The sequence below is a fragment of the Pseudomonas sp. B21-017 genome (assembly GCF_024749245.1).
GTDB lineage: Bacteria > Pseudomonadota > Gammaproteobacteria > Pseudomonadales > Pseudomonadaceae > Aquipseudomonas.
Genome location: NZ_CP087194.1, coordinates 1,167,678 through 1,180,432 on the forward strand (window position 1 = coordinate 1,167,678; position 12,755 = coordinate 1,180,432).

The 12,755-nt window shown below is 60.1% G+C and carries 12 protein-coding genes; 9 read left to right on the forward strand and 3 right to left on the reverse strand.

The window, feature by feature from the left end; all coding sequences use genetic code 11:
- The first annotated feature begins 169 nt into the window (after nucleotides 1-169).
- The 7 genes from prfB to LOY28_RS05130 all read left to right on the forward strand — a co-directional run bounded on the left by prfB (nucleotide 170) and on the right by LOY28_RS05130 (nucleotide 6,965).
- Nucleotides 170-1,265, forward strand: a protein-coding gene (gene prfB / locus LOY28_RS05100; RefSeq protein WP_096481021.1) for a peptide chain release factor 2 whose coding sequence is annotated in 2 segments (ribosomal slippage) — nucleotides 170-241 and nucleotides 243-1,265 — 1,095 coding nt in all. Because the reading frame shifts where the segments join, the coding sequence is not laid out codon by codon here.
- Nucleotides 1,266-1,333: 68 nt separating this feature from the next.
- Nucleotides 1,334-2,836, forward strand: a complete 1,503-nt coding sequence (gene lysS / locus LOY28_RS05105; RefSeq protein ID WP_019581612.1) for a lysine--tRNA ligase — start codon at nucleotides 1,334-1,336, stop codon at nucleotides 2,834-2,836.
- A 102-nt stretch (nucleotides 2,837-2,938) separates the two neighbouring features.
- Nucleotides 2,939-3,655 carry a TetR/AcrR family transcriptional regulator gene (locus LOY28_RS05110; protein WP_007940176.1) on the forward strand — a complete coding sequence of 239 codons (717 nt, stop codon included), beginning with the start codon at nucleotides 2,939-2,941 and terminating at the stop codon, nucleotides 3,653-3,655.
- A gap of 70 nt (nucleotides 3,656-3,725) precedes the next feature.
- Nucleotides 3,726-4,280 carry a hypothetical protein gene (locus LOY28_RS05115; protein WP_019581611.1) on the forward strand — a complete coding sequence of 185 codons (555 nt, stop codon included), beginning with the start codon at nucleotides 3,726-3,728 and terminating at the stop codon, nucleotides 4,278-4,280.
- A 63-nt stretch (nucleotides 4,281-4,343) separates the two neighbouring features.
- A complete protein-coding gene (locus LOY28_RS05120; RefSeq protein WP_172901247.1) occupies nucleotides 4,344-5,594 on the forward strand; it encodes a flavohemoglobin expression-modulating QEGLA motif protein in 1,251 nt (416 codons plus the stop codon).
- Nucleotides 5,595-5,724: 130 nt separating this feature from the next.
- A complete protein-coding gene (locus tag LOY28_RS05125; RefSeq protein ID WP_007940179.1) occupies nucleotides 5,725-6,639 on the forward strand; it encodes an alpha/beta hydrolase in 915 nt (304 codons plus the stop codon).
- The gene (locus LOY28_RS05130; protein WP_007940182.1) at nucleotides 6,636-6,965 is read left to right on the forward strand and encodes a hypothetical protein; all 330 of its coding nucleotides are present in this window, start codon (nucleotides 6,636-6,638) and stop codon (nucleotides 6,963-6,965) included. The genes LOY28_RS05125 and LOY28_RS05130 overlap by 4 nt, the downstream gene beginning before the upstream one ends.
- 123 nt (nucleotides 6,966-7,088) lie before the next feature.
- Here the strand turns inward: LOY28_RS05130 and LOY28_RS05135 are convergent, their stop codons facing one another.
- The 3 genes from LOY28_RS05135 to LOY28_RS05145 all read right to left on the reverse strand — a co-directional run bounded on the left by LOY28_RS05135 (nucleotide 7,089) and on the right by LOY28_RS05145 (nucleotide 8,964).
- Nucleotides 7,089-7,877 carry an OmpA family protein gene (locus LOY28_RS05135; protein WP_064616253.1) on the reverse strand — a complete coding sequence of 263 codons (789 nt, stop codon included), beginning with the start codon at nucleotides 7,875-7,877 and terminating at the stop codon, nucleotides 7,089-7,091.
- 56 nt (nucleotides 7,878-7,933) lie between these two features.
- Nucleotides 7,934-8,332 carry a DUF4398 domain-containing protein gene (locus LOY28_RS05140; protein ID WP_018926677.1) on the reverse strand — a complete coding sequence of 133 codons (399 nt, stop codon included), beginning with the start codon at nucleotides 8,330-8,332 and terminating at the stop codon, nucleotides 7,934-7,936.
- A 287-nt stretch (nucleotides 8,333-8,619) separates the two neighbouring features.
- Nucleotides 8,620-8,964, reverse strand: coding sequence for a hypothetical protein (locus LOY28_RS05145; RefSeq protein ID WP_018926676.1), 345 nt, complete (start codon nucleotides 8,962-8,964; stop codon nucleotides 8,620-8,622).
- Between the two features lie 202 nt (nucleotides 8,965-9,166).
- Here LOY28_RS05145 and ppc point away from each other — a divergent pair, with 202 nt between their 5' ends.
- Nucleotides 9,167-11,797, forward strand: coding sequence for a phosphoenolpyruvate carboxylase (gene ppc / locus LOY28_RS05150; protein ID WP_258613166.1), 2,631 nt, complete (start codon nucleotides 9,167-9,169; stop codon nucleotides 11,795-11,797).
- A gap of 303 nt (nucleotides 11,798-12,100) precedes the next feature.
- On the forward strand, nucleotides 12,101-12,748 hold the full coding sequence (gene adk / locus LOY28_RS05155) for an adenylate kinase (protein WP_018926674.1): 648 nt from the start codon (nucleotides 12,101-12,103) through the stop codon (nucleotides 12,746-12,748).
- The last annotated feature ends 7 nt before the right edge of the window (nucleotides 12,749-12,755 follow it).

Here is a 12,755-nt window from a genome sequence, read left to right on the forward strand (position 1 = left end):
ACGACGGCTGCGCCGCCGAACGCAGCCTCGCGGGCTCGGCAGCTGCTACGGGCCCCCCGCGTTATTCCGTAAACCATTCGCCCCTAAAGCCGCCAGGCGGGCTGCCTTGACAGCGTGATTACGTTATACTCGCCGGCTTTCAAAAGTTCGCCAACGAGTGCTGCCCGCCATGGAAATCAACCCGATCCTTAACAGTATCAAGGACCTGTCCGAGCGCTCCGAAACTATTCGGGGGTATCTTTGACTACGATCAAAAGCATGAGCGTCTGACCGAAGTCAATCGCGAGCTTGAAGATCCGAGTGTCTGGAACAACCCTGAGTACGCTCAGAACCTGGGTCGCGAGCGCTCTGCGCTGGCCCAGATCGTAGAAACCCTCGATGAAATGTCCAGCGGTCTGGCCGATGCCAAGGACCTGCTGTTGATGTCTGCCGAGGAAGAAGACCAGGCCGCCGTCGACGACGTAGCCCTTGAAGTGGAGCGCTTGCGCGAAGCCCTCGAGAAGCTCGAATTCCGTCGCATGTTCAGCGGCGAGATGGACCAGAACAACGCCTACCTGGACATCCAGGCCGGCTCCGGCGGTACCGAGGCCCAGGACTGGGCCAACATCCTGCTGCGCATGTACCTGCGCTGGGCGGATAAACGCGGTTTCGACGCGACCATCATGGAATTGTCGGCCGGTGAAGTCGCCGGTATCAAAGGCGCGACCGTGCACATCAAGGGCGAATACGCCTTTGGCTGGCTGCGTACCGAAATCGGCGTGCACCGTCTGGTGCGCAAGAGCCCGTTCGACTCCGGCAACCGTCGTCACACCTCGTTCTCGGCCGTGTTCGTGTCGCCGGAAATCGATGACAACATCGAAATCGACATCAACCCGTCGGACCTGCGCATCGACACCTACCGCTCCTCCGGTGCCGGTGGTCAGCACGTAAACACCACCGACTCGGCCGTACGGATTACTCACGTACCGACCAACACCGTGGTCAGCTGCCAGAACGAACGCTCCCAGCACGCCAACAAAGACACCGCGATGAAAATGTTGCGGGCGCGCTTGTACGAGCAGGAAGTGCAGAAACGCAACGCCGCCTCCCAGGCCCTGGAAGACACCAAGTCGGACATCGGCTGGGGTCACCAGATCCGTTCGTACGTGCTCGATGCCTCGCGGATCAAGGATCTGCGCACCAACATCGAACGCAGCGACTGCGACAAGGTGCTCGACGGCGACATCGACGAATACCTGGTGGCGAGCCTGAAACAAGGGCTGTAAGGCACGCCCTACAGCGATCCCCAGCCGAAGGCTGGGGGCAACGAATCTGTGATGGAATTTTTAAAGACATGAGCGACCTACAACTCGACCCGCAAGCCCTGCAACAGGAAGAAAACTCCCTGATCGCCCTGCGCAAGGAAAAGCTTGCTGCCGAGCGCGCCAAGGGCCAGGCCTTCCCCAACGACTTCCGCCGCGACGCCTACTGCGAAGACTTGCAGAAGAAGTACGCGGACAAGACCAAGGAAGAGCTGGCAGAGGCTGCGATCCCGGTCAAGGTTGCCGGTCGTCTCATGCTCAACCGTGGCTCGTTCATGGTGATTCAGGACATGTCCGGGCGCATCCAGGTTTACGTCAACCGTAAAACCCTGTCCGAAGAAACCCTGGCCGCGGTGAAAACCTGGGACCTGGGCGACATCATTGCCGCCGAAGGCACCCTGGCCCGTTCCGGCAAGGGCGACCTGTACGTTGAAATGACCAACGTGCGCCTGCTGACCAAATCCCTGCGCCCACTGCCGGACAAGCACCACGGCCTGTCCGACACCGAGCAGCGCTACCGCCAGCGTTACGTCGACCTGATCGTCAACGAAGACGTGCGCCAGACCTTCCGCGTGCGTTCGCAAGTGATTGCGCACATCCGCAGCTTCCTGATGAAGCGTGACTTCCTGGAAGTCGAAACGCCGATGCTGCAAACCATTCCGGGTGGTGCGGCGGCCAAGCCGTTCGAAACTCACCACAACGCGCTGGATATGCAGATGTTCCTGCGTATCGCGCCGGAGCTGTACCTCAAGCGTTTGGTTGTCGGCGGGTTTGAAAAGGTCTTCGAAATCAACCGCAACTTCCGTAACGAAGGCGTTTCGACCCGGCACAACCCCGAGTTCACCATGCTCGAGTTCTACCAGGCCCACGCTGACTACGAAGACAACATGGACCTGACCGAGGAACTGTTCCGCGAACTGGCGCAGCTGGTTCTGGGCAGCACCGACGTGCCTTACGGCGACAAGGTGTTCCACTTCGGCGAGCCGTTCGTGCGCCTGTCGGTGTTCGACTCGATCCTCAAGTACAACCCGGAACTGACCGCTGCCGACCTGAACGACATCGACAAGGCCCGCGCCATCGCCAAGAAGGCCGGCGCCAAGGTGCTCGGCTTCGAAGGCCTGGGCAAACTGCAGGTGATGATTTTCGAAGAACTGGTCGAGCACAAGCTGGAACAGCCGCACTTCATTACCCAGTACCCGTTCGAAGTGTCGCCGCTGGCCCGTCGTAACGACGAGAACCCGAGCGTCACCGACCGTTTCGAACTGTTCATCGGCGGCCGTGAAATCGCCAACGCCTACTCCGAGTTGAACGACGCGGAAGACCAGGCCGAGCGCTTCATGGCGCAGGTGGCCGACAAGGATGCCGGCGACGACGAAGCCATGCACTACGACGCCGACTTCGTTCGCGCGCTGGAGTACGGCATGCCGCCAACGGCTGGCGAAGGGATCGGCATCGACCGTCTGGTGATGTTGCTGACCAACTCACCGTCGATCCGCGACGTGATCCTGTTCCCGCACATGCGTCCGCAAGCGTAAATGTTTCAATTAAAAAGCCGCCTAAAACAGGCGGCTTTTTATTGCCTGTCTGGTACAAACGTATCAATTGGTTACTTTTGACGTTAGAGAGGAATACCTGTCGTGAATCGTGCAATTGCTCAAGAAGGTGCAGCGGATATCGCCACTGCGGTCGCTGAAAGTGTTCAGTACCAGGGCCGCAAGGCCAGCCGACAGGGCAGCGAACAGCGTCGACAGGACATTCTCGACGCGGCGATGCGCATTGTCGTGCGCGATGGCGTGCGGGCTGTGCGGCACCGTGCGGTGGCCGCCGAGGCCTGTGTGCCGCTGTCGGCCACCACTTACTACTTCAAGGACATCGATGACCTGCTCACCGATACCTTTGCCCAATACGTGGAACGCAGCGCGGCATACATGGCCCGGTTGTGGGCCAGCAATGAAGGCCTGTTGCGCGAGATGGTTGTCAGCGGTGATGGCACCGCCGAGTCGCGCTCGCAGCTGGCGGACGATATCGCACGGCTGATGGCTGACTATGTTCATCGGCAATTGATCAATCGCCGCGAGCACTTGATGGCCGAGCAAGCCTTCCGCCAGGAAGCGTTGCTTAACCCGCGTCTGGCGTTGTTGGTGCGTTCCCATCAGCAAATTCTCTTGCAGGGCACCTGCCAGCTTTTCGAAGTATTGGGATCCCGCGAGCCACAACAAGATGCCAAAGTGTTGACGGCGATTGTCGGACGGATGGAATATCAGGGCCTGCTCAACGATGCCGAGCCTGTTGCCGAAGAGGAAATGCTCGGCATCCTGACCCGCTACATGCACCTGGTACTGGCGTCGGTGTAACCCCTTGTGGGACTCAACCCTGTGGGAGAGTGGCCAGTAGGGGGCATCGTGTGTCGATAGGGAGTGTTGAATGAAAGCCTGGCGTGTCGTGGTGATCGCCTTGTCGTTCCTGCTGCTCAGTGGCTGCCTGGTGACCTTCAAGGAGTCGCTGCCCGCCAGCGAGCCCGCGCCCAAAGGGCTGCTCGGCAAATGGGCCAGCACCAACGCCTGGGGCGAGCCGATGAACCTGGAACTGACACGCGTCGGCGACAATCACTACCAGGCGGTCAGCTACTTCAAGGCCAAACCCCATGAGCGCGAAGCCTATCCCTTCACGGTGTCGCGCCATGGCAATCGCTGGTACCTGTCGGCGAAGGTGCCGGCGCAGTTCGGCGGGCATTTCACCATCGCCGGTTTCGAGCTCAACGATAAGCACGAACTGGTGGTCTACAACCTCGACCTTGAGCAGATCAGACAGGCCATGGGGCAAGAAGCCCTCAGTGGCGAAGGCTTTCAGACTGAAGATGGCGATGGGGTGTTGATCAACAACAGCCTGGATCAGGTATTCGCCTACCTCGACGACCCGGCCAATTCCGATGTCTTCGTCGAAGCGGTACGCTATCAGCGCCTGGCCAAAACCAAATAAACCCAGCACGTAACAGCTTTACTACAGGAGTCTCGGGTGGACGAATACCAGCAGACGATACGCATGTTGTCCGATCGCATAGTGCTGGCGCAGACGCCGATTCGCATTCTGGATGCGGTCAAGTGGGATGACAGTATTCGCAAGGGGTTCCTCAAGGGCAAGGGCAAGGAAATGCCGGCCGTGGACCGCGACTACTACCTCAATCGACCGCTGTCGTTCGACTCCAGCAAAGTGAAGCTGGAATTCCAGAACATCGAGCGCGACATCACTCGGCAACTCGGCCAGTTCAACCCGGTCGGGCAGATCATGCGCCGCATGTGCAAGGAATACCGCATGGTGGTGCGCATGCTTGAAGCGCGCGGCACCGAGGATTTCGGGCTGATTTCCCAGGAGTTGTACGGCGCGGCGTCCGATGCGTTTCACGCCGGCGACCCGACCCTGGCCGACCTGGGGCTGATGCTCTCCGATTACCTGAACAACATCGACGGCCGTGGCGACCTCAAGGACGAACCGAAAGTCCTCACCGCCAAGGAAGCCGTCGACCTGCTGCAACATCGGTTGAACAAGGTGTTTGGCGAAAACGAGGAAACCATCCGGGTGTTCGAGTCCGACGGGATCGTCGCCGACGCGGCGGCCGGCGCCGACTACATCAAGATCCGCACCGACGCGATGTTCAACAATCGCGACGTGCGTGCGCTGGAAGTCCATGAAGGGCTGGTGCATGTGGGCACCACCCTCAACGGCCTGAATCAGCCGATCTGTACGTTCCTGTCCAAGGGCCCGCCGTCGTCCACCGTGACTCAGGAGGGCCTGGCGATCCTGATGGAGATCATCACCTTCGCCTCCTACCCGAGCCGCTTGCGCAAACTGACCAACCGCACCCGCGCCATTCATATGGTGGAGGAGGGCGCGGACTTCTTGCAGATCTTTGAGTTCTTCCGGGCTCAGGGCTTTGAAATGGCCGAAAGCTACGGCAATGCCAGTCGGGTGTTCCGCGGCTCGGTGCCGAATGGTCTGCCATTTACCAAAGACTTGTCCTACCTCAAGGGCTTTATCATGATTTACAACTACATTCAGTTGGCCGTGCGCAAAGGCAAGCTGGAGCAGATACCGCTGTTGTTCTGCGGCAAGACTACGCTGGAGGACATGCGGACCTTGCGCCAATTGGTGGACGAAGGCCTGGTGGTGCCGCCCAAGTACCTGCCTGAGCAGTTCCGCGACATGAACGCGTTGTCGGCGTGGATGTGCTTCTCCAACTTCCTCAACCACCTGAGCCTGGACCGGATCGAAGCGGATTACTCCAATATCCTTTGATTCAGATCATTCCCACGCTCTGCGTGGGAATGCCGCCATGGACGCAGAGCGTCCACTGTGACGCAGAGCGTCACGGTATGCACTCCCACGCGGAGCATGGGAACGATCACCCACATTGAGGCTTCACCGGATGAGAATCCTCGGCATCTTCTGCCTGCTCCTGGCCCTCGGCGGTTGCAGCTCTTTGCTGTTCTACCCCGAGCCCGGCCAGCCGTTCACCCCGGAAAAAGCCAAGCTCGACTATCGCGACGTCACCCTGACCACTGCCGACGGCCTCAAGCTGCATGGCTGGTGGCTGCCGGCGAAAAAAGGCGTCGAAGTCAAAGGCACTGTGCTGCATCTGCACGGTAACGGCGGCAACCTGGCGTGGCATCTGGGTGCGAGCTGGTGGTTGCCGAAGCAGGGCTATCAGGTGTTGCTGGTGGACTATCGCGGGTACGGATTGTCCGAAGGTAAGCCGGCGTTGCCGGAGATTTATCAGGACATCGACGCCGCCTTCACATGGCTCGACCAGGCGCCGGAGGTCAAGGGCAAGCCGTTGATCCTTCTCGGTCAGAGCCTTGGCGGTTCGATGGCCGTGCATTACCTGGCCCAGCATCCCGAGCGCCAGCGGCAACTCAAGGCTTTCGTGCTCGATGGCGTGCCTGCCAGCTACCGCGATGTCGGGCGTTTCGCCCTCAGCACCTCCTGGATGACCTGGCCGTTCCAGGTGCCGTTGTCCTGGCTGGTGCCGGATGGCGATAGCGCGATCCGTTCCATGACACAGCTCAATGGTGTACCGAAACTGATCTATCACAGTATCGATGATCAGCTGGTGCCCCTTTCCAACGGCATCCGACTGTATCAAGCTGCGCCGCCGCCGCGAGTGCTGCAACTGACCCGGGGCGGTCATGTGCAAACCTTCGCCGACCCGGTCTGGCGAAAAGTCATGCTGCGTTACCTCGAAGACCCGCAGCATTTCAACGGCCTGCGCCGCCTGGGTGAAATTCCGAATTACCCGGCACCCCCGAATTCTGAAGATGAACCACCAGAGAGTCCGCAATGAGTGAAGAACGTAACGCCATCCCGCTGATCATCACCGGTATTTGCAGCATCCTCGGCACCGTCGGGGCCCTGTGGTGGTACGGCTACCTGCACTTCGCCAAACCCGAGGATGCGTTGCTGCTCAGCGACTTCACCATGCTCAAGACCGTGCCGGGCGAAGACTACAAAATCTCCCTGGAACCGGCCGCGCAAGTGGCGCAGTGCATCGATGGCGTACTGGTGATGTTTGATACCGAACAGAAAGGCCTGACCGGCGTACTGGTCAACAACAAGAAAAAAGCCGTGCGCTGCATGGGCCAGGAAACCCCGCAAAAACTCGAACAATAAAACATCCCGTAGGAGCGAGGCTTGCCCGCGAAGAACGATGACGCGGTCTAATAGATACACCGAGTCATCGTTCTTCGCGGGCAAGCCTCGCTCCTACAGACGTTACATGGCAGCGTGGTTCACTTAATTCGAGCTGACAGCCGAACGCGGTATCACCGGCTGGTTGTCGTTGGAAATGGTCACTTCCACCCGACGGTTCATCGCACGGCCGGAGACGCTGGTGTTTTCGGCCACCGGGTATTCCTTGCCATAACCCTGGACCACGATGCGCGCCGGGTCGACACCCATCTTGATCAGGGCCACTTGCACCGAGGTCGCGCGGCGCTCGGACAGCGACTGGTTGTACGACGCCGCGCCGGTGCTGTCGGTGTAGCCTTCGACAATCACTTTACGGTCGGGGTTTTCCTGAAGGAACTGCGCCAGTTTGTTGATGTTCACCAGGCCGCTGGGTTTCAGGTCGGCCTTGTTGGTGGCGAACAGCACGTCACCGAACGTTACCAGCGTGCCGCGATCGGTCTGTTTGGCGTTAAGGCTGGCCTGCAATTGTTTGATCTGCTGGTCGCGGGCATCCAGACGCGCCTGGGCTCGCTGAGCCGCGGCGTTTTTCAGGTTGTTTTCCGCGGTGCGCAGGGCGATGGTCTGCTTGGCCACTTCAACGCGCTGGTTGGTCAGGTAAGCCAGTTGGTCGACCTTGTTCTGGTCTTCCTTGTCCTGATAAGCCTTGTCGGCCTTGTCCAGGTAATCGCTGGCGTCTTTGGTTTCCAGTGCCGCGACTTTGCTGGCTTGCGGGTTGGCTTGCAGGCCGGCGTAGTTGGTGCGGGCTTGCTCCAGGTTGGTGTTGGGCGGTGTGGCGCAGGCAGCCAGTGCAATGCTTGCGGCCAGGAGGGCGGGTATCATCAGTTGTTTGCGCATAACGGTTCGTCCTTTCTATCGATAAAAGTGTCAGGCCTGAAAATCGGGATGCGCGCTCACTGCACGGTGCGCTGACTTTCCTGACGCAGTTCCTGAACACCTTTCTGTGAGTCCTTTACAGCCTGTTCGGCTTTCATCGCCTGGGCTTTGCGTTCTGCCACTCGGGCGTCCCACTCGGCCTGTTCGGCGAGCATTTTGGCTTCGTCATACTTTTTGTCGTGCATGGCGATTTCGGCTTGTTTGAGCTTGTCCTGAGCGGACTTCATTTCCACCGCGGCGAATTCGGTGCCTCCGGCGCTGACGGCACTGTTCACGGTCGATTGAGTCACGGCGTATTGCTCGGTGGGCGGGTTGCCGGCGCATCCGGCCAGAACCAAACTGCTGCCGATGGCCAGGGCCGCCAGTTTGAGACCGCGCAGGTGGGTGGACGAGGATGAAGCAGTGCTGGTCTTCATGGTTTTCAACTCCGTTGGATAACTCCTGAAATACATCTGAATCCATCCTGGGCAAGGAGCCGCAACCTTCGATTTCCAGAGCATTTTGAAACGGCCGTCCCAGGCGTGGTTACTGGGTTGACCCGAGGCGTTTTTTAAAAGTTCAGAGAAAATGGCCTTTCGCCCGAAAAAACTTTGACCTGACGGACAAGGCTCTAAATCGGGAACTTTAGTCGTGCGCAGGGGTATTTCCGGCCCTGCACGGGCCAGGAAATACGTATTTCTGGAAGGGGAGCAAGACGCGCAAATCAGTGTTTTGGCTTGTCGTTTTCGGTCGACAAATCGTGCAAGTGACGACGGGACAAGGCGAGAAAACGCGGGGTTGGACCGACGTCTTCGTACAGCGGATCGCCTTCTTCATCGGTGGCGACCACCGTTGACCCTTTCACATACGGAAAGCTCGCTTCGAGCTCTTCCAGGGCGGCGCCGATCAATTCTCCGAGCAGTTCTTCAGGGTGCCGTTTGGGGTACATATCGATAATCGCCGCCAGCCGTGCGGCGGCTTCCACGTCCAGACGAATCGTATAGCCAGTGTCGGTCAGGCGACCCTTGGCGTTTTCTTCCCAGTGCTTGGCGAGCTCGCGGATTTTCATAATGACCTCATTACGCACCTGCTCATGGCAGGCCGGGTGAGTGTCCGGCGGTGGCCGGTGGCAAGCCGTTGTACGGCTTGGTGTTGAGCCTAGCTGCAACGTTCGGGGTTTGCAGTCCCTGGTTTACTTGTAAGAACCGCTTTACAACGGCACTCTCTATTATCAAAGCATAGCCGCCCGGATTTTCGCTGGAGAACTGCTGATGACCGATATTGATGCACGCTTGCGCGAGGACGTTCACCTGTTGGGTGAGCTATTGGGCAACACCATTCGCGAGCAGTACGGGGATGGCTTTATCGACAAGATCGAGCAAATCCGCAAAGGCGCCAAGGCCGACCGTCGCGGTTCGATGGATGCCGAACTCAGCGCCAGCCTCAACCAGTTGAGCGAGGACGAATTGCTGCCGGTGGCGCGGGCGTTCAACCAGTTCCTCAACCTGGCCAATATCGCCGAGCAATATCAGCTGATTCACCGCCGCGAAGAGTCACAACCCGCGCCGTTCGAGGCCCGGGTGTTGCCGGAGCTGCTCACTCGCCTGTTGGCTGCGGGGCATGACGCCGAATCCCTGGCCCGGCAATTGGGGCGGGTGGACATCGAGCTGGTATTGACGGCGCACCCCACCGAAGTGGCGCGACGCACACTGATTCAGAAATACGACGCGATCGCCGCGCAACTGGCGGCCCTGGATCATCGCGACCTGACCACCGTCGAGCGTGAACAGATCAAGACCACCTTGCAACGCCTGATCGCCGAAGCCTGGCACACCGAAGAAATCCGCCGCACCCGCCCGACACCTGTAGACGAAGCCAAGTGGGGCTTTGCGGTGATCGAGCATTCGCTGTGGCAGGCGATTCCCAACTATTTGCGCAAAGCCGACCAGGCCCTGCATGCCGCCACTGGCCTGCATCTGCCGCTGGAGGCCGCACCGATTCGCTTCGCCTCGTGGATGGGCGGCGACCGTGACGGTAACCCCAACGTCACCGCCGCCGTGACCCGCGAAGTCTTGCTGCTGGCTCGCTGGATGGCTGCCGATTTGTATGTGCGCGATGTCGATCACCTCGCTGCCGAATTGTCGATGCAACAGGCCAGCGACGCCCTGAAAGCCAAGGCTGGCGACAGCGCCGAGCCTTACCGCGCGGTACTCAAACAGCTGCGTGAGCGCCTGCGCGCAACCCGTAATTGGGCCCAGGCCTCCCTGACGGCCACCACGCCGGCGTCCGCCGATGTGCTGCAAAACAACCGCGACCTGCTGGACCCGTTGGAGCTGTGTTACCACTCGCTGCATGAATGCGGCATGGGCGTTATCGCCGATGGCCCGTTGCTCGACTGCCTGCGCCGAGCGGTGACGTTCGGGCTGTTTCTGGTGCGCCTCGATGTGCGACAGGACTCCTCGCGCCACACCGCAGCCATGACCGAAATCACCGATTACCTCGGCCTGGGTCGTTATGAGGACTGGAACGAAGAGGAGCGCATCGCCTTCCTGATGCGCGAACTGAACAATCGCCGGCCGTTGCTGCCGGCCTACTTCAAGCCGTCTGCCGACACCGCCGAAGTGCTGGCGACGTGCCGGGAAGTCGCTGCCGCGCCGGGGGCCTCCCTTGGCTCGTATGTGATTTCCATGGCTGGCGCCGCTTCCGACGTGCTGGCCGTGCAGTTGCTGCTCAAGGAATCCGGCGTGTTGCGGCCGATGCGCGTGGTGCCGCTGTTCGAAACCCTCGCCGACCTCGATAACGCGGGCCCGGTGATCGAAAAGCTGTTGTTGCTGCCGGGTTATCGCTCGCGCCTGCAAGGGCCGCAGGAAGTGATGATCGGTTATTCCGACTCGGCCAAGGACGCCGGCACTACGGCGGCGGCCTGGGCGCAGTATCGGGCGCAGGAGCGTCTGGTGGATATTTGCCGGGAGCAACAAGTGGAGCTGCTGTTGTTCCACGGCCGTGGCGGCACCGTGGGCCGTGGTGGCGGCCCGGCGCACGCAGCGATTCTGTCGCAGCCGCCGGGGTCGGTGGCGGGGCGTTTCCGCACCACCGAGCAGGGGGAAATGATTCGTTTCAAATTCGGCCTGCCGGACATCGCGGAGCAAAACCTCAATCTGTACCTGGCGGCGGTGCTGGAAGCGACCTTGCTGCCGCCACCACCTCCTACGCCTGCCTGGCGCCATTTGATGGACGAACTGGCCGCCGATGGGGTCAAGGCTTACCGTGCCGTGGTGCGGGAAAATCCGCAGTTCGTCGAGTATTTCCGCCAGTCCACCCCGGAGCAGGAGTTGGGGCGCTTACCGTTGGGCAGCCGCCCGGCCAAGCGCCGCGCCGGCGGCATCGAAAGCCTGCGCGCCATTCCGTGGATTTTCGGCTGGACCCAGACGCGCCTGATGTTGCCGGCCTGGCTCGGCTGGGAAACGGCGCTGAGCAAGGCGCTGGAGCGCGGCGAAGGGGAGCTGCTGGGGCAGATGCGCGAGCAATGGCCGTTCTTCCGCACCCGCATCGATATGCTGGAAATGGTGCTGGCCAAGGCCGACGCCGATATCGCCCAGTCTTACGACGAGCGCCTGGTCGAGCCGGATCTGCTCCCTTTGGGTGCGCATTTACGCGACCTATTGTCGCAGGCCTGTGCGGTGGTCCTGGGGCTGACGGGTCAGTCCCAGCTACTGGCACATAGCCCAGACACCCTTGAATTCATCCGCCTGCGCAACACCTACCTCGACCCGCTGCATCTATTGCAGGCCGAACTGTTGGCCCGTTCGCGGCAGCAGGATGAAGCGCAGGGCAGCCCGGTAGAACAGGCGTTGCTGGTGTCTGTGGCGGGGATTGCCGCCGGTTTGCGAAATACCGGCTAAGGTTTTCGTCATAGGGAACAGGCACCTGGCGCGAGCGTCGAGTGCCTGTCGGCGAGCGGTTGAGAAGGTCTGTCAGGCGACAGTTAATGACGGGGTTGCGACTTGGGGTACCCCTTCGAAAGGGCACGTCCTGCGCAGGTTTCTCCGACTTTCGGCGGCTTGTGTGGGCAGGGCCTGCTGTGTATCTTGATCAGCCTTTGGCCGTTTGGGCGGTCACGACCCTATTTTTTGAGATTGGCCCTACGAGGCGAATCCTTTGTTTTGTTTAAGTAATTCTAAATAAAAAATTGAGGAGCACATCTAATGCGCGTCATTCTGCTGGGAGCTCCCGGGGCCGGTAAAGGTACTCAGGCTAAGTTCATCACCGAAAAGTTCGGCATTCCGCAAATCTCTACCGGTGACATGCTGCGTGCTGCTGTAAAAGCCGGCACCGAGCTGGGCATCAAAGCCAAAAGCATCATGGATGCCGGTGGTCTGGTCTCCGACGATCTGATCATCGCTTTGGTCAAGGACCGTATTGCGCAGCCTGACTGTGCCAACGGTTTCCTGTTCGACGGTTTCCCGCGCACCATTCCGCAAGCTGAAGCGTTGGTAGAAGCTGGCGTGGAACTGGACAACGTGGTCGAAATCGCCGTCGATGACGAAGAGATCGTTCAACGTATCGCCGGTCGTCGCGTTCACGAGGCCAGCGGCCGCGTGTACCACACCGTGTACAACCCGCCGAAAATCGCCGGCAAAGACGACATCACTGGTGAAGAGCTGGTGCAGCGCAAGGACGACACCGAAGAAACCGTGCGTCATCGCCTGTCGGTCTACCACTCCCAGACCAAACCTCTGGTGGAGTTCTACCAAGGCCTGGCCGCTGCTCAGGGCAAGCCGAAGTACAGCCATATTCCGGGTGTCGGCTCGGTTGAGACGATTACCGGCAAGGTGCTTGAAGCGCTGAGCTGAAAAGTCT

What these genes read in the sequence shown, in the direction of transcription:
- lysS (WP_019581612.1), top strand. Translation starts at nt 1,334, where the DNA reads ATGAGCGACCTACAACTCGACCCGCAAGCCCTGCAACAGGAAGAAAAC.
- LOY28_RS05115 (WP_019581611.1), top strand. Translation starts at nt 3,726, where the DNA reads ATGAAAGCCTGGCGTGTCGTGGTGATCGCCTTGTCGTTCCTGCTGCTC.
- LOY28_RS05120 (WP_172901247.1), top strand. Translation starts at nt 4,344, where the DNA reads ATGTTGTCCGATCGCATAGTGCTGGCGCAGACGCCGATTCGCATTCTG.
- LOY28_RS05125 (WP_007940179.1), top strand. Translation starts at nt 5,725, where the DNA reads ATGAGAATCCTCGGCATCTTCTGCCTGCTCCTGGCCCTCGGCGGTTGC.
- LOY28_RS05130 (WP_007940182.1), top strand. Translation starts at nt 6,636, where the DNA reads ATGAGTGAAGAACGTAACGCCATCCCGCTGATCATCACCGGTATTTGC.
- LOY28_RS05135 (WP_064616253.1), bottom strand. Translation starts at nt 7,877, where the DNA reads ATGCGCAAACAACTGATGATACCCGCCCTCCTGGCCGCAAGCATTGCA.
- LOY28_RS05140 (WP_018926677.1), bottom strand. Translation starts at nt 8,332, where the DNA reads ATGAAGACCAGCACTGCTTCATCCTCGTCCACCCACCTGCGCGGTCTC.
- LOY28_RS05145 (WP_018926676.1), bottom strand. Translation starts at nt 8,964, where the DNA reads ATGAAAATCCGCGAGCTCGCCAAGCACTGGGAAGAAAACGCCAAGGGT.
- ppc (WP_258613166.1), top strand. Translation starts at nt 9,167, where the DNA reads ATGACCGATATTGATGCACGCTTGCGCGAGGACGTTCACCTGTTGGGT.
- adk (WP_018926674.1), top strand. Translation starts at nt 12,101, where the DNA reads ATGCGCGTCATTCTGCTGGGAGCTCCCGGGGCCGGTAAAGGTACTCAG.